This window comes from Streptomyces sp. NPDC048211, assembly GCF_043202315.1.
Taxonomy (GTDB): Bacteria; Actinomycetota; Actinomycetes; order Streptomycetales; family Streptomycetaceae; genus Streptomyces.
Genome location: NZ_JBIDAD010000003.1, coordinates 131675 through 147631 on the forward strand (window position 1 = coordinate 131675; position 15957 = coordinate 147631).

Annotated in this window: 10 protein-coding genes; 4 read left to right on the top strand and 6 right to left on the bottom strand. The window is 69.3% G+C overall.

From position 1 onward, the window contains the following. Positions 1 to 320 precede the first annotated feature (320 nt). From ACGFZA_RS13470 to ACGFZA_RS13485, 4 genes are all read right to left on the bottom strand, one after another. On the bottom strand, positions 321 to 3068 hold the full coding sequence (locus ACGFZA_RS13470) for a phosphoesterase (protein WP_393678996.1): 2748 nt from the start codon (positions 3066 to 3068) through the stop codon (positions 321 to 323). 4 nt (positions 3069 to 3072) lie between these two features. Further along, positions 3073 to 4443, bottom strand: coding sequence for an ABC transporter permease (locus ACGFZA_RS13475; RefSeq protein WP_393678997.1), 1371 nt, complete (start codon positions 4441 to 4443; stop codon positions 3073 to 3075). Next, the gene (locus ACGFZA_RS13480; protein ID WP_393678998.1) at positions 4440 to 5381 is read right to left on the bottom strand and encodes an ABC transporter ATP-binding protein; all 942 of its coding nucleotides are present in this window, start codon (positions 5379 to 5381) and stop codon (positions 4440 to 4442) included. Before ACGFZA_RS13480 ends, ACGFZA_RS13475 begins: the two co-directional genes overlap by 4 nt. A gap of 785 nt (positions 5382 to 6166) precedes the next feature. Next, positions 6167 to 7354 carry an MFS transporter gene (locus tag ACGFZA_RS13485; protein WP_385272358.1) on the bottom strand — a complete coding sequence of 396 codons (1188 nt, stop codon included), beginning with the start codon at positions 7352 to 7354 and terminating at the stop codon, positions 6167 to 6169. Positions 7355 to 7442: 88 nt separating this feature from the next. On the opposite strand from ACGFZA_RS13485, the gene ACGFZA_RS13490 reads away from it, so the two are divergent. From ACGFZA_RS13490 to ACGFZA_RS13505, 4 genes are all read left to right on the top strand, one after another. Beyond that, a complete protein-coding gene (locus ACGFZA_RS13490) occupies positions 7443 to 8204 on the top strand; it encodes a DeoR/GlpR family DNA-binding transcription regulator (RefSeq protein WP_385272676.1) in 762 nt (253 codons plus the stop codon). Between the two features lie 166 nt (positions 8205 to 8370). After that, on the top strand, positions 8371 to 9459 hold the full coding sequence (locus ACGFZA_RS13495) for a LacI family DNA-binding transcriptional regulator (protein ID WP_393678999.1): 1089 nt from the start codon (positions 8371 to 8373) through the stop codon (positions 9457 to 9459). Positions 9460 to 9581: 122 nt separating this feature from the next. Beyond that, on the top strand, positions 9582 to 10583 hold the full coding sequence (locus tag ACGFZA_RS13500) for a phosphotransferase family protein (protein ID WP_393679000.1): 1002 nt from the start codon (positions 9582 to 9584) through the stop codon (positions 10581 to 10583). Positions 10584 to 10633: 50 nt separating this feature from the next. Further along, the gene (locus ACGFZA_RS13505) at positions 10634 to 12028 is read left to right on the top strand and encodes an MATE family efflux transporter (RefSeq protein ID WP_393679001.1); all 1395 of its coding nucleotides are present in this window, start codon (positions 10634 to 10636) and stop codon (positions 12026 to 12028) included. 743 nt (positions 12029 to 12771) lie between these two features. Here the strand turns inward: ACGFZA_RS13505 and ACGFZA_RS13510 are convergent. Together ACGFZA_RS13510 and ACGFZA_RS13515 are read right to left on the bottom strand one after the other, a co-directional pair. Further along, complete coding sequence (locus ACGFZA_RS13510) at positions 12772 to 13296, bottom strand: hypothetical protein (protein WP_393679002.1); 525 nt, start codon at positions 13294 to 13296, stop codon at positions 12772 to 12774. 682 nt (positions 13297 to 13978) lie between these two features. Continuing rightward, on the bottom strand, positions 13979 to 15523 hold the full coding sequence (locus tag ACGFZA_RS13515) for an alpha/beta hydrolase (protein ID WP_393679003.1): 1545 nt from the start codon (positions 15521 to 15523) through the stop codon (positions 13979 to 13981). Between the last annotated feature and the right edge of the window lie 434 nt (positions 15524 to 15957).

Genomic DNA, 15957 nt, shown 5'->3' on the forward strand with positions numbered 1-15957 from the left:
TGACCTGCCGTCGGGGCCGAAACATCCCCCGGATTCCTGCCCTCGGTCGTATCGGTCTTGTGGGGTGCCGGCCAGGCGGCACGGGATGAAGCCCGCCGCCCAGCGGCACCTCCTCCTCAACCGTGAAACACGGTGCCCCATCGCCGTGTCCAGACGCTGCGCCCACACCGAGGAAGAGGAACGGGCCGCCGGTGAGACCGACGGCCCGTCACGAAGGATGGAGGCCAGTACGCCGTCGACGCCTGTCAGCGTCTCGGCCGCCTTCCGTCGCCGCTTCGGATCGAGCGGAGACGGAAGGCAGACCGACCGGTCCGCCCGGGTCAGCCGTCCGATTCCGCGGAGGGGATGTAGGCCCCGGGCACGTCATTGGGCGGGAAGATCTTCTTCTCGCCGGGGTACGGCTGCTTCCAGTTGTGCGTCTCGTACCAGGTGAAATGGTTCATCTGGGCGGGATTCGCGTAGTCGGGCACGGCGTTGGGGCCGGTCAGCCGCTGCTTGGACTTCCAGGTGTCCCACTGCGACGCGAGTGGTTGCATGGCCGCGGGCACCTTCGCGGACGGCACGGCCGCCGCTTCGGGGTTCTGGGGCGCCGGTGTGTCGAGTCCGCAGGCGGGCGGGGTCGCCAGGCCGTCGGTCAGCGGGGTGCGGTTGGCGAGGGCGGTGAACGGAGCCCGATTCGCCTTCCCGGTGAACGCCCCGGTCATCGGGGTGGCCGCGCTGTCCTTCTGGTTCATCGGGTGGATCCCGAGGATCTGCTCGATGGTGCGGATCATCGTGATCTGTGTGTAGTAGTGGCTGTCGACGACACCGCGCCGGGCGTAGGGGCTGATGATCTGGATGGGAGCCCTGTGGCCGTCGACGTGGTCGAGGCCGGCCTGGGAGTCGTCCTCGACGACGAAGATCGCGGAGTCCTTCCAGTACGTGCTGTGCGAGATCTCGTCGACCATCCTGCCGACCGCGAGGTCGTTGTCGGCGACCTGGGCGGCCGCGTTCGCGGGACCGCCGGTGTGGTCGCTGGACAGCCAGAACATGTTCAGGTTCGCGGGCCCGTTCTTCTCGAAGTCCCGCTTCCAGATCCCGTACCGGTAGACGTCGGGAACGCTGGTGTCGAACTTCGGGAAGCCGTGCACCGATACGTCGTTGAGCGACGGGATCGGGGACGACGAGATCAGCGGGTAGGCGGTGTCCTGGCCCGTCGCTTCCATGTTCTTGCTGTCGCAGTACAGGTTCTGCCAGCTCGCGCCCGACGGCTTGGTCAGGAACTGCTGGAACTCACCGAAGTCCCGCACCGTTTTGCCTGCCGCCTGCGCGCCGGTCCAGAGGAAGCCCGTCCGCTGGTGGCCCAGGGCGTCGTCCTCGGTGTCGTAGCTGCGCAGGTACTCGCCGGCCGAGGATTCCGTGTACTCGGGGTTGTCCGCCTGCATCAGCCAGTTGTGCCCCTCGGCGGAGTTCGTACCGATGTCGTAGGTGTTGTCGTACAGCCCGAACTGCTTGGCGAGTGCGTGCTGGTTGGGTGTCACGTTCTCGCCGAACTGGGTCAGCGACGGGTCGCCGTTGCCTTCGGGGATGTCGCCGAGGACCTGGTCATAGGTCCGGTTCTCCTTGACGATCATGAAGACGTGTTTGATCGTCGAGGGATCGCCAAGGCGGGCCGGTACGGGGACGGGCTTCGCCCTGCTGCCGTGCTTGGCCACCTCGACCGAGCCGGGACTCCAGCCGTTCTGCCGGAAGACCTTGGCCGTCTGTGCCCTGATCGTCCTGTCGTCGGGCAGCGTGAACCGCGTCAGGCTCGACGTCGTGTCGTGGGTCGCGTGCCCCGCGGCGGTGGTGGGACGGCGGGCGTCGATGCCGCGGGTGTGGGAGACCAGGACCTGCTTGCCCACGGGGGTGATCTCGGCCGGGAAGTAGTCCGTCGGGAGCAGACCGACGTAGCTGACCGGTTCCTGCGGGCTCGTGTAGCGGTAGACCGCGACCGCGTTGGCACGGCCGAGTGTGACGAGCAGGCGGCCGTCGTCGGTGAGCGTCACCGCGTTTGGCTCGTACCCCACCGAGGCCTCCGGCCAGGGCCGGGTGGCGATGGTCTGCACGACCTTGTTGTCGGCGGTCCTGATGACCGACACGTCGTTGGTGGCGGTGTTGGTGACGAAGACGACGCCCTTCTTCGCGTACAGCGCGGTCGGGTGCAGTCCGACGTCGATGCCCGCAACGGCCGCGTCCGGCTTGCTCAGGTCGATGACGCTGACCGTGCCGGTCGTGGTGGCCGCGGTGACGGGGTCGGCCGGCACCGGCGTGTTGTAGGAGTTGATGGTCGTGTCGCCGGCCTTCGCCGGGCGTCCGCCCTCGTTGCTGACGTAGAGCCTTCCGCCGGTCAGGAGCATGTCGCGCGGGGCGTTGCCCACGGGCCAGCTCCGCTCGACGGCGCCCGTCGCCGCGTCGATGGCGACCACGCGGTTCTGGCCGTTGACCGCGCCGTACACGGTGGCTCCGTCGGGTGAGAACACCGCCTCGCCCACCAGCGCGTGCCGGGGCCCGTCCGCCGGGATGGTGACGGTGACCGGGTCGGCGACGCTGCCGTCCGGGTTCACGGTGAACCGGGTGTAGCCATCGGGCTGCCCCAGCCACAGCTGTTTCCCGTCGGGCGAGTACGTGGGGCCTTCCTGCCCCACCGCGTTGCCGGCGATACGAGGGACGGACGACGCGGCGCTGCTGACGAGCTGCTGCACCTTCCAGCTCTTCAGGTCCACGATGGACAGGGCCGCACCGCCGTCCGTGACCGACGCGGCGAGATGCGTGCCGTCCGGACTGACCGAGGACGACATGATCTTGCCGTTGTTGATGACCAGGCGTTCGCCGTACGGGTCGATGTACTGGTCGCTGGAGACGACCTGGCCCTGAGGGGTGCTCTGGCCGACCTGGTCGGTGCCGAACTGCTGCGTCCTCGCGAAGGCGGTTCCCGCGGCGGTGAGGGCGAGAGCGGTGATACCTGCGGTCACCAGCGGTATCCGGCCGACGCGTCTGCCGAGCAGGCGGTGGCCTTTCCCGGGCCGCCTGCGGCGTGTTACCTGCATGGAGTCATCCCTTCTCGGTGCCGAGCAGTCCGACATTGCCGTCGAACTGCCACAGCGGATTGGGTGTGTCCCCGGCAGGGGTTCGCACCAGGAAGTAGCCGTTCACTTCCTTGGGTCCGTCGCCATCGGCCATGAACCGGCCGTCCGGGGTGACGTCGAGTTGGTAGATGGCCGTCCCGGTGGCCTCGATGCCGGGCAGGTGCCAGGACACGACGCAGCGCCAGTCGTTGCCCGGCCCCTGCGCACCGTCTGCGACGCTGCCCTTGGTGCAGGCGGCCGTGGCCCCCAACTGCGCCTCGGTGACGTCGGGGCGGTGGAGCTGCCCGGTCTGCTGGCGATACAGGTGGGCGAAGGCCGTCGCGACCGAGCGTTGGATTTTGTTCTGCTCGATCCCGGAGCCGTTGGCCGTGGTGGTCACGGCGATCACGCCGACTGTGAGGGCAAGGAGCCCGGCGAGCGGAAGGGCACCGGCGGTGATGGCGCGGAGGGGCGAGCCGTCGTCGCTCTGGCTGGTGAAGTCGCGCCGCATGAAGTGCAGGTACGCCAGAGCCGTGGCCAGCACCGCCCAGACGAGGCTGACCGCCATACCCGCCATGAGCGGAGCGAGCTGTGCCGGGCTGGCGAACAGCCCGTTCCAGGAGATGAACGCGTAACCGGGCAGCGCGAGGCGCACCGCGACGGGAAGCGGCAGCATCTGGACGAGCTGCATCGCGAGCGCGACAAGTGCGGGCAGCAGCAGTCCCATCGGGGAGCGCCCGAGCATGACGGAGCCGAGCAGTCCGATGGCGGAGAGTGCCAGGGTCGGGGCGAGGACGCAGGCCCATGCGAGCAGCACCTTCAGCGCGGCGTCCGACGCCGTGAGGAGGTGGCCGTCGAGGCCGACCAGTGGTCGGTTGCCGACCGCCAGGACTCCGCCGGCCAGGCTGGAGCAGACCAGCCCGGCCACGAGCAGGAGGATGACGGTGAGGCTGGCCAGCGTCTTCGTCACGAAGATCCGTCGGGGCGACCGGACGGCCACGAGCAGATGGCGCCAGGTGCCGAGCCGGTCCTCGGAGGCGAACACGTCGCCGGCGACGAGCGAGGTCAGCAGCGGGAGCGCCCAGGTGCCGGCGAAGCCGAGGACGACGAGCGGCCCGGCCCACCCCGTGGCGTGCATCCAGCGGCCGAAGAGTGTGTCGACGGGCAGGGAGCTCTGCCGGCTCACCGCGGCGACGAACAGCGCGGGCGCGATCCAGCAGGCGAGCGTCACCAGCCGGATCCGCCACTGCGAGACGAGCTTGACCAGCTCGAAGCGGTAGCCGCGCGCCAGCGAGACAGGGCGCGCGGGGTTGCCCAGCGCGGGTGCGTCGTGGACGGGGGTCACGGTCGCGGTCATCGAACATCCTCCTGCTGCTCGGTGAGGGAGAGGAACGCGGCCTCGAGCGGCGACACCACAGGGGCGAGTTCCCGCAACGCGACGCCGGCGTGGACGAGTTGCACCACCAGGTCGTCGAGGGCGGGCACCACGGTGCGCACGACGAGCGCCCCGCTGTCGGGCACCGGCGCTGCGTCGTCGACGATCTGCATGCCCGCGGTACCGGCTGCGAGCCTACGGGCGGTCGCCGGATCGGAGGTGAGCACGCGGTATTCGAGCTCGGGGTTGCCGGCGGCCAGCCCGCTCAACGGGCCGGAGTAGACGACGCGTCCTGTGGCGAGGATGGTGACCTCGGAGCACAGCGATTCCAGGTCGTCCATGCGGTGGCTGGAGAGCACGACAGCGGTGCCTTGTGCCGCAAGCCGGGTGAGCACACTGTGGATGTGCTTCTTCCCTGCCGGGTCGAGGCCGTTGGAGGGTTCGTCGAGGACCAGCAGCCGGGGCCTGGTGAGAAGGGCCGCGGCGAGACCGAGCCGCTGGCGCATCCCCAAGGAGAAGCCGCGGGCCCGGTCGTCCGCGACATCCGTGAGCCCGACCTGCCCGAGCACCTCGTCGATCCCCGCCGTCTGCGCGTCGCGGCCTCGCAGGGCGGCCAGCGCGGCCAGGTTCTGCCGTGCGGTGAGAGAGGGGTAGAGCCCCGGCCCGTCCACGAATCCGGCGACACCGTCGGGAGCGGTGAGCGCCCGCCCGACCGGCGTTCCGAGGATCTCGAGCCGGCCGCTGTCGGCGACGGCCAGACCGAGCAGAAGGCCGAGCAACGTGGTCTTGCCGGCACCGTTCGGGCCGACGAGACCGTGGATCTGTCCCTGCGTCACCTCCAGGTCGACGCCGTCGAGCGCGACGACGTCACCGAAGCGTTTGGCGATCCCACGAGCCCGGATTGCGGGGAGAGTATCCATGAGTCCCTTCCTGGAAAGACCTTCCAGGACACTAGATGTGGGACACATCCATACCGGGGAAGCGGAGTTGAACGAACAGGGAACGGGAGGAGTCCGGTGTCGGCCGCACCGGTGACTTCCATCGGTTCGCCCGGTTCGCACCTCACCGGGCGCTGCCGTCGGAACGATCCCGGGCGCTCGCGGCCGCACGACTTCCGCCACCGACGCACCCGGCCTCCCGAACCGTCTCGCCGGAGTCCGACCGAGCAGAAGGCCGCTCCACACCGATCCGCAGGCGCGGCCTCGCCCCGTACCCGTCCGCGTGTCGCGTTCGCGCGCCCCGTCGAGCGAGGAGGACACCATGACCGACGACAGCGGCTCTGGGCATACCCGGAGGCCGGCGCGCAGCTGGGTATCGGCGTCGGCGTTGCCCGATACCGGAGGAGTCGGGGGCAGACTGCCCGCTCCCGAAGAGCCGGGGCAGTCTGCCCGCACGCGGCATCAGGACCGGTCTGCACGACCTGGACCGGGCATGTCCGGGGTCCGCCGGACAGAGCCCGGGTGACCGATCCGCCGTTGGCGACGACGTTCTCCGTACGCGTCGGGGATGGCGTGGTGTTCCGCCAGGTCACTGCTCCAGAGGGTTGGTGCCCGCTGGAGGTGGATTGGCGGCAGCGATCAGACGAACGACTGCGAGGGGCCGGCGGGCCGGGCGCACTCCTGAGTCAGCCGTGCCCGGCTACTCAGGAGAAGCCTGTGCGGCGCGGAGTCAGGCCGCGCCACACAGGCGGTCAGGGACACAGAGCTCAAGGCGTCCGCTGGACTGTCCGCAGCTGGTCCGACGGTGCGTGCGTGCGCAGGATTCCGGCGGCTGCGGCGGCGATCGCACAGAACAGGGCCGGGAGCAGGAAGGTGTGGTTGAGGTCGACGAGGTGGGTCAGCCAGCCGATGATCGCGGGGCCCGCGAGCATCCCGACGTAGCCGAGGCCGGCGACCCGCGACACGTTGGCGCCGGCGGCAGCGGGATCAGTATGTCCGGCAGCACTGAACAGTTGCGGAACCGTGCCCGACAGCCCCAGCCCGAACAGTGCCCAGCCTGCCAGTGCCGCCCAGATCCAGGGGGTGAGAGCCACGACGGTGATGCCGATGGCGGCCATGCCGGCGCCGTATCGCAGGACGGCGACTGACCCGAACCGTGCGGACACGCGGTCCGCCAGAAGCCTGCCGACGGTCATCGTCGCCGCGAAGGTTCCGTAGGCGAACGCGGCGGTGCCTTCCGGTGCGTGCAGGACGGTCTTGAGGTGCAGGACACTCCAGTCGTTCGCGGCTCCCTCGCACAGCATGACCAGGAACGCCAGGACGGCCAGGAGCCAGATCCTGGCGGGTACGGCTGCCTTCCTGCCGTCGGCGTCGCCGGGGGCCGCGGATTCCGCCGGTGCGACCCGCAGAAGGCCGGAGGCTGACCCCAGGGCGACGGCGATCCCGAGGACTGCGGCTACGGCCAGCGTCGGTGCCGGACCCCAGCCGACGCCGATGGCGGCGGCTCCGACGAGAGCGGCGAGGACACCTCCTACGGAGAACGTGGCATGGAAGGCTGACATGACCGGCCGCCGATAGGCACGCTCCACCTGAACAGCGTGCGCGTTCATGCTCACGTCGAGCGTGCCGTTGCCGAAGCCGAAGACCAGCAGGGCCACTCCGAGGATCCAGGGTTGCTCGGCCAGTCCGGGCAGTATCAGGGTCGTGCTGCACAGCACACCGGCCAGGGGGACGACGGTGCGCGGGCCGAACCGGTCGGCCAGGCGGCCGCCCAGTTGCATGCCACCGAAGGCCCCCACCCCCAGCAGCACGAGGAATCCTCCGAGGGCCGCGTGGCTGATACCCACGCGAGCCTCAATGGCTGGGATCTGCACGACCCACATGCCCAGCAACGTGCCGTTGAGGATGAAGTAGACGAACGTCACAGCACGGGCGACGCGCAGGGATTTTTCCATGCGAGCACACTAACGAACACATATACCGTTTAGTCAATCCGCTTTCGAACATCTTCTATGTTCGATCAGAATGGTGTTCAATCGCGGTATGAACACTGCGGACCGCCATCGCCTGATCGCCCGGACCGTTCACGAGGCAGGGACGGTCACGGTCGGCGAACTCGCCGCACTGACAGGCGCCTCGGACATGACCGTCCGCCGCGACCTTGATCATCTGGCGGCCCAGGGCATCCTCGAGCGACAGCGCGGCGGCGCGCGCACCCTGCTGCTGAGAGGGGATGAACCACCCTTCGCGATGCGCGCCCACGAGGCGGTCGACGCCAAGCGCCGGATCGCGGCCGAAGTGTGCTCGCTCATCACAGACGGCGAAACCGTCCTCCTGGACAGCGGGACCACCTGCGTGGAAGTCGCGCGGTTGCTGCGCGGACGGAAGGTGACCGTGATGCCGCTGTCGCTTCAAGCCATCCGCCTGTTCAGCGACCCTCCGGGTGAGGCCCGACTGCTGGTACCAGGCGGAAGCCCCCGTGCTGCGGAGGGTGCACTCACCGGCCCCCTCACGCTCGCCTCGCTGGCAGCGCTGCGCTTCGATACCGCCGTCATCGGCTGCTGCGGCCTCAGCGCAGCAGAGGGGCTGACTGCCTACGACCTCGACGAAGCGGCAGTCAAGAAGGCGAGTATCGCCTCCGCCCGCCGCGTCGTCCTCGCCGCCGACGGCGGCAAACTGGGCCGCACCGCCCATGCCTACGTCGGCCCCGTAACCCACCTGCACACCCTGGTCACCGACACGGCGGCCCCCACGGCTGAAGTCGGAGCGCTCGAAGCAGCCGGCACCGTCGTCCGGGCCGTGTGACGGGACAGTGGTGGAGAGCATACGGAGTCAGCCGCCCCGCCCCCGCGAAGCGACAGGAGGGCCGGCGGCCCCGCATCCCCGATCTGCCACCTTCCTCACACGGACCCCGCTGCCTGCGGCGACCGTGAGAACAGCAACCGCCGCGCACACGCCCAGGACCGCCACGATGAAGGATGTGGCCCAGCGCTCCGGTGTATCCGTGTCCACGGTCTCCCGGGTGGTCAATGCCACGGGGTACGTGAAGGCCCATACTCGGCTACTGGTCGAGAAGGCCATCACGGAGCTGGGGTTCGTGCCGTCGGGGGCGGCTCGCGGGCTGGTGGCCCGGCGGTCCGGGCTTCTGGGCCTGTGTCTGCCCGATGTGGGTCCCGCAGGCCCTCCGCGGAAGCCGGTCCCGCGCCGCTCCCAAGTCGAACTGGTCGCCGATTTCGGGCATGCGCCTGGAGGGACTGTCCGGGGAAGCCAGTACTTCGGTGAAATCCTGCGCGGGGCGGAGTACGCCGCGTGGGAGGCGGACTACACGCTGGCCGTGACGGTTGCCAGGCCACCCCAGGCAGAAGCACGCATCCGGGACTTGGCCGGGCAGGTGGACGGCCTGGTGATGGTCGCCGGAACGCTGCCGGACACCCTTCTGGAGCATGTGGCGCACCGGGTTCCCGTCGTGCTCGTCGCAGGCCGTCGGACGTCGGGCGGCTACGACCATGTCGGAGTCGACAATGATGAAGGGATCCGGACTCTGGTCGAGCACCTCGTGAGCGCACATCGGCTGCGGGACGTGCGGTTCGTCGCCGGTCCTCCAGGCACTCCCGATGACATCGACCGATTCCGGGGATTCCGTGCGGCGGCGCGCCTGCTGGGGCTCTCTGTACCCATGGAGCCGGTACTGCGCGGTGACTTCACTCGCGAGGGCGCTCGCCGGCTGGCCGAGAAGGTCGTGGCCGACCATCGCAGCGGACGTGGCCGTCTTCCCGAGGCCCTGGTGTGTACCAACGACGAGACGGCGCTGGGGTTTCTCGACGTGCTGAGTGCTGAGGGTGTGAGCGTGCCGGGTGAGGTGGCAGTCACCGGATTCGACGGCAGCGACGGCGCGCGAACCTGCTCGCCGCGGTTGACCACGGTCGAGCAACCGGTGGCGGATCTGGGGCGGCTCGCGGTCAGCGTCCTTCAAGCGTGTCTGGCGAATCCACGCCTGCCTCGCCAGGACCTGGTCGTGCCTTCACGTGTTCTGCTCAGGGAGAGCTGCGGGGTCCACTGACCCGGCGCGGTCATGTGGCAACGTTTTCCTACTGCGGCGGCGGTGGTTCGGCCTACGGTGTTCGACGCCGGGAGGTGTGATCTGGTCCCGGAATTCAGAGCCGAGGGAGCATCGTGGACGCCGTGACGGAGAGCATCACCAAGAACCGGCAGTCGCCGCAGGTTCTGCGGAAGATGATCGAACGAGCCTACGGAAGTGATCAGATACCCGAGGGGGATGCCTTTGCCGTGGAGATCACCCACGGCTGGTTCAACGTCGCCTATCGGGTCCGGCTGCGGGACGGGCAGCAGACAGTGCTGAAGATCGCCCCTCCTGCGGGCGTGAGGGTCCTGACCCGCGAGAAGGAGATGATGCGCAACGAACTGGCCGCGATGGCGCTGGTGAGCGAACGCACCAACGTTCCGATCCCCCAGGTCGACTACGCCGACCTGTCCCGGGAACTGGTCGACGCGGACTACTTCTTCATGGAGTACATCGACGCGGACAACTTCGGCATCGCCACGGCGGAGGGACGTCTCTCGCCCGATGTCGTCGCTGCGGGGAGCCGGGAGCTGGGCACGCTCAACAGGGAACTGAACTCGATCGTGGGCCCCCACTTCGGTCCGCTGCAGGGCCCCGGATCCGGGACGTGGCGCGAGGCGTTCACGCAGATGATCGAGGACACCCTTGAGGACGGTCAGCGGGCGGGCGTGGACATCGGCCGGCCCTACGACGACATCCGCGAGGTCCTGGCCGGGAACGCAGCGGTCCTCGATGACGTAACCGAGCCCCGGTTCGTCGAGCTCGACCTGTGGACGAAGAACTCGATGATCAGAGGAGGACGGATCGTCGCCGTCCTCGACCATGAGCGTGCGGTCTGGGCCGACCCGCTCATGGAGGCCGGATTCACCGGCATCGACCTGCCGGTGTTCGGCGATCCTTCCGACTTCATGAGCGGCTACGGCCTGGGCCGACTGTCCGTCTCACAACGCACCCGACGGCGCCTGTACTCCCTATACCTGGCTGTCATCATGATCGTGGAGACGAAGTACCGGGGCCATCAGGACATGACCACCTATGACTTCGGCCGCGCCCAGCTCGACCTCCTGATGAAGCAGTTCGGCTCCACCCCGGCACGGCCGTGACGCCTTCGCGTGACGAACCCGCCACCCGGCCCGCGGCTCCCACGGGCGCTGTGCACGAGAGACAGTCCGAGCGTGCCGCCTCACTGGGCACCCGGCCCATCGGACGCCTGCTGTGGAGCACCAGTACGCACACCACCATGTCGGTCGCCACGTACGGCATCTATGCCCTGACCAACGCGTGGTTCGTCTCCCGGGGCGCCGGCTCCGACGCACTGGTGGCCGTGAACATCGTGTCGCCCGTCCTGCTGATCCTCGGCGCGGTCTCCACGACGGTCGGCGTCGGGGGCGCCTCCCTTGTCTCCCGCAGCCTCGGCAGCGGGAACCCCCACCAGGCTGCCCGCGCGGCCGGCAACACCTTCGTCGTCTACTGGTCCGCCGCCGTGATCATCACTCTCGTCGGCCTGCTCGCCCTCAACCCGCTGCTGAGCCTTCTCGGAGCCAGGGGCGACGTTCGTGACCCCGCACACGACTATGCGCTGATCATGCTGGCCGGGGCCATCACCTCGACCGGCTTCTCCAGCCTCGTCCGGGCCGAGGGCCGCCTGCGCTTCTCCACGATGCTGTGGGTACTGCCGGTCCTGACCCAGATCACCCTCGATCCGTTGTTCATCTTCGGTCTGGGCTGGGGCGTACGCGGCGCCGCCCTGGGCACCATCGCCGGTCAGGCCCTGTCCATGACGATGAGCTTGTGGTTCTTCTTCGTCCAGCGCGACCGCCCCTATCGCATCACTCCGGCCGATCTTCGCCCGCACGGCCCGACGCTGCGTGAACTGGTGGCGGTGGGCACGCCCTCGTTCCTTACCGGCCTCGGGGCCACTCTTGTCACGCTGATCGCCAACTACCGTCTGGCGGAGCACGGCAGCCCGGAAGCGCTGGCCGCTTACGCCACGGCTGTCCGTGTCACCATGTTCGTCCTCATGCCGCAGACAGGCATCGCCCAGGGCATGCAGCCGCTCATCGGCTACAACGTCGGCCGTGGCCTGACCGAGCGGGCCGAGCGCGCTCGCGTCCTCGCCCTCCGCGCCAGCGTCCTCTACGGAGCAGCGGCCTGCTTGCTGCTCCTTGCCGCAGCGGACACGCTTGCCGCTGCTTTCGCGGACGCTCCGGATACCCGAAGCACCACCGCTGCGGTGATGCGCGTCCTTGCCCTGAGCTACCCCTTCGCGGGCGTGCCTGCCTTGCTGTCCACCTACTTCCAGGCACGAGGAGAGTCACGGCCTTCCTTCGTGATCTCGGTCGGCTCCATCCTCGTCGTCCAGGTCCCGGCCCTCCTTCTCCTCAGCTCCTTCGGAACGCATTGGCTGTGGGTGAGCTTTCCCACCGCGGCGCTTCTGTCCGCTGCGGCAGCCGTACTCGTTCTTCGCCGCGTACGTGCGGGAGATCCACTGCGGCACCCCCGGAGGACTGCCCCGGGCCGTTCGGGTGACTCGGGTGTCTCGGGCTAGGCCGTGTCTGGGAAGCGGCTGCTGTGCCTTGCTCCGTGCCGTGATGATTTCGGTGTGGGGCGAGGGAATCTTTCGGATGGCCGGTGGGCGGTCAACGGGGTGACAGCCCGCAGTTCATCGCTGTGCTGGAGGCCGTCGCGTGCCGCGGGTCGTCCTCGCGTTCGTCCGCTGCGGGTGCGTGGTGACCGGGCCTACTCGTCCCGCGCCAACCGCGCCCATATGAGACGCGGGGGTATCCGGTCCACCATCCCGGAACCGATTGATCAGGCAGGGCATCGCAGACGCAGCGAATCAACAGGCGGACCCGCGCATCCAGACTGTTCGCGATCTTCGTTCCGGAGAGACCAGTTGGTCGGGGCGGGAGCTCCGACGATTCATCCTTGGCCGCAGCGCTTCGGCAGCCGCGAGAGGCCCTGACTCCATGTCCGCGGCCTGACTTGCGGTCGCCATGTGAGGACGGAGCGGTGATCGTCGGGCCGGCGCACATGGGCTGTAGCTGCTTGCCCCCGGGCACGGGCCGTCCAGAGTCAGGCGGACAACGGTCCGGGTATGAAGGACGTCCACCGTCCAGGCGGCATCAAGCCGCTCAGCCCGTGCCCAGCTCTGGGACCGAGAAGTCACTGGGCCGACTATCACTGCGCAGGTGCCGGCTCTCGCTCTGCTGTCCCGGTGCCGACTCTGTGGCCGACGCCCGCTGGTCGTCGCCCGTCTCACTGGCGCTGACCTTGCTGCCTACGTCAGGGTCAGGAAGAGTCCTCCATGCGAGTGAGGGTGAAGACCAAGGACTCGACGTGCTCCGGGGATCCCTCGCTCCCGTCCGAGAAATCCTTGAACTCCAGGACCACGGCGTCCTTGTCTCTGCGTACCTTCACCCTCTCGCCGAGGCTGGACGACCAGCCGCCGTGCATGGCGTAGTCCCGGGAAAGGGCATCCTTGGCAGGCTTGGGCACGGAAGGAACGCTGTACGGGTTCTGAGCCGCGTTCTCGCTGTCGACGCCGTCCATGATGACCATGAGGCGCGAGGCGTCGTACTCCCACCGGCCCGAGAGTCCCAGCCGGGTCTCCGACCACGTGCCGTCGCCCGTGATGACCAGCTCTCCCTCGATATCCGTGTTGGTCGTAAACCTCCAGGATCCTTCGGCGAACGCCGTGATCGCCTTCTCCACCGGATTCCCGCACCCCGACAAAGCGGAAGCGGCTACTCCGGCCAGCAAGTACCGAAGCGCTGTCCGCCGGCCCACTAAGGCAACCAGGTCACGCCTGTTCATATGACCCTCCCCCGTCTGGAGCACCCTGCACCGATGCCCCACTCATCCGATCCTCAGAGCGGCAAGGGTGCGCCAACGCACTGCCGATGACAAGGCGGCCACCGGCCAACCCGCGGGGTCCGGTTCAGCGCGCCCACATGCCGGCCGCCCGGCCGGCCCGTAAGCGGGAACGGGGTTCTCCGGACAGACCCATCCACTCGCTCATGCCCTGACGACACCGCCTACCTGCTCGGTTCGGTCGCGCAAGCACTGTCCGGCGACGGCGTCGCTCGCTCAGCGGGCAGGCGGCGGACGTGCACAGCCGGTGTGGCCACGGCTCGGCCGGAACCGTTGCCGGGGCCGCCGTCGCGCATCGCGGCTCCAGCCGTGTCGCGAGCAGGTGCCGGGCCACTCGGTCGCGGACGGTGTCGGCGGCTTCGATCGCCGCGGGTAAGGGTGCCGACGCGCTGCACCCCGTACTCCGGCAGCGCCGCATCCACGGTCTGGAGCGCGGTGAAAGCGAGTGCGGATGCCGCCCAGGCCGGGCCCGCGCCCGCGCTGCCCGCCTCCACCGGCTCCGTGACCCGGCCGTGCGCCTTCGCGGTGCCGACTACCGGCGACTCCCCGGCCTGGTGGGTGACGGCGACGACAGGAGGCGAGCGAGCCAGTGGCCCGACGGCCGCCCGGCGGATCCGTACGGACCTCAGGACATGCTGCCCCGGCATACCGTCCCCGGGGCCGGGGTGCGGCCCGTGCGGAGGTAGTGGTCGACCGCCGCCGCGACGCAGCGGTTCTGCGGGTATGTGCCGTGGCCCTCTTCCTCGGCCGTCAGGAGGACACCGACACCGTCGCCCAGAGCGCGGGCCATGTGCTGAGCGCCGGAGTAGGGGGTGATCGGGTCGCCGGTGCCGCCGACCACCAGGACGGGAGCCGCGCCCTCGGCGTTCACCGGGAGCGTGGCGTGCTCGCCGTCGAACGGCCAGTCGTAACAGAGGTAGACGCCGCTGGACCAGGCCGCACCGAAGACGGGCGAGGCGGCTTGGACGCGGGCCCCGTCCCTGTCCAGGCGTTCGGGGCCGTGGCGCAGGCTGGAGTCCGCGCAGGTGATCGCGGTCCTGGCGACGAGGGTGTTGTCGAGCGGGGTCGCCGCGAGGTCCGCGGAGCCCATGTCGTCCGCACCCTTGCGCAGTGGACGGCCGTCGTTGTGGTCGATCAGCGCGGTGAGGGCCTTGGCGAGCGGCGACCAGCCGTCCCTGCCGAGGCGGAGATGGTCGCTGACGGCGTTCGCGAGGTCGTGGGCGTCGAGGCTGTATCCGCCGCCGGCAGGGGCCGGCTTCTTCTCCAGGCGGTCGGCCAGGCGCGCCATGCGCCGAGCAGCCTCCTCGGGTCCGTCGCCGGTCGGGCAGTGGCGGATACGGGCGGCACAGTGCGCGGCGAACCGGTCGAACGCCGCCTGGACCGCCTTGACCTGCGACACCTGCTCCTCATCGAGGCTCTCGGTCGGATCGACGGACGCTTCGAGGACGAGCCGTCCGACGTGCGACGGGTACAGGTGGGCGTAGACCGCGCCGAGCGCCGTTCCGTACGAGACACCGAAGTAGTGCAGCCGCTCGTCGCCGAGGAGGTAGCGCATCAGGTCGAGGTCGCGTGCGGTGTGCGAGGTGCCGATGTACGGGAGGAGCGCTGCGGAGTGCTCGGCGCAGGCGTAGACCCCGACGTCGCCCGCGGTCTTCCCGCAGCGCACGGGGATGGTCGCGCCGACGCCGCGCGGATCGAAGGACACCAGGTCGTAGCGGTCGAGGAACGGCTGGTACTGGTTGAGGTGTTCGGGCAGTCCGCTCACGCCGGACACGCCGGGGCCGCCGAAGTTGAGGAGGAGCGAGCCGATGCGCCGGGCGTTCGGACCGGTGGCCTTGAGGCGGATCAGGGCGACATCGATCGTCCTGCCGTCGGGTTTCCGGTAGTCGAGGGGGGCCTTCATGGTGGCGCAGTCGTAGCGGGTGCGCGCGGTGGGCGGCGAGGTGCAGCGGGACCAGTGGAGGTGCTGGCCGGTGGTGAGCGCCGTGGGCAGACCGGCGGGCGGGTTGTTCGCGGTGAACTCGGTACGCGGCTCCGCACTCCGGCCGCGAGCATCATGCTGAAGCCAGGCGCCGACGGCCCCGATCACCGCGAGGACGACCACGGCGATAATTCGTGTGCCGGCCGAGAAGCCCGGTCCGCGGCTTCCGGTCGAATGTATGTCACTCATCGAAAACCCCGCACTCCCACCCCTGGACGCCCGCCCCTGGACGCCCACATGACCGTACCCGTGATCGTCCGTTCGTCGAATGGGTGCAGGGTACAAGCCGCCCCCGCAAGCACGGCTCACGAGAGTGCCCGGCAACTCTCACCTCCCCGGCAACCGCATTGCGCTGCCCCCACTCGCGCTGTTGCCCGGATGACACCCCGCACGCCTCCCCGGACGTGTGTGAGGAACCCGTTCTCAGGCTCCCGCTCCATCTCCGCAGTGCCGCACCACGCCGCGCACCTGGCTGGGTCGGCTGACAGAGCGGACCGACGGATCAGAAGGTTGATCGCCCCGCCCGCAAGAACAGGCACTGCACGGCTCCACAGACGTCGGTTCAGTGCCGCAAGAAGTGAACGCAGCCCGAGTGACGCGATGTTCACGCTCTTCACCGAGCG

Bases quoted from the DNA above. Each gene is read 5' to 3' on its own strand.
- ACGFZA_RS13485 (WP_385272358.1), bottom strand. From the start codon at position 7,354: ATGGAAAAATCCCTGCGCGTCGCCCGTGCTGTGACGTTCGTCTACTTC.
- ACGFZA_RS13470 (WP_393678996.1), bottom strand. From the start codon at position 3,068: ATGCAGGTAACACGCCGCAGGCGGCCCGGGAAAGGCCACCGCCTGCTC.
- ACGFZA_RS13480 (WP_393678998.1), bottom strand. From the start codon at position 5,381: ATGGATACTCTCCCCGCAATCCGGGCTCGTGGGATCGCCAAACGCTTC.
- ACGFZA_RS13510 (WP_393679002.1), bottom strand. From the start codon at position 13,296: ATGAACAGGCGTGACCTGGTTGCCTTAGTGGGCCGGCGGACAGCGCTT.
- ACGFZA_RS13515 (WP_393679003.1), bottom strand. From the start codon at position 15,523: ATGAGTGACATACATTCGACCGGAAGCCGCGGACCGGGCTTCTCGGCC.
- ACGFZA_RS13495 (WP_393678999.1), top strand. From the start codon at position 8,371: ATGAAGGATGTGGCCCAGCGCTCCGGTGTATCCGTGTCCACGGTCTCC.
- ACGFZA_RS13475 (WP_393678997.1), bottom strand. From the start codon at position 4,443: ATGACCGCGACCGTGACCCCCGTCCACGACGCACCCGCGCTGGGCAAC.
- ACGFZA_RS13490 (WP_385272676.1), top strand. From the start codon at position 7,443: ATGAACACTGCGGACCGCCATCGCCTGATCGCCCGGACCGTTCACGAG.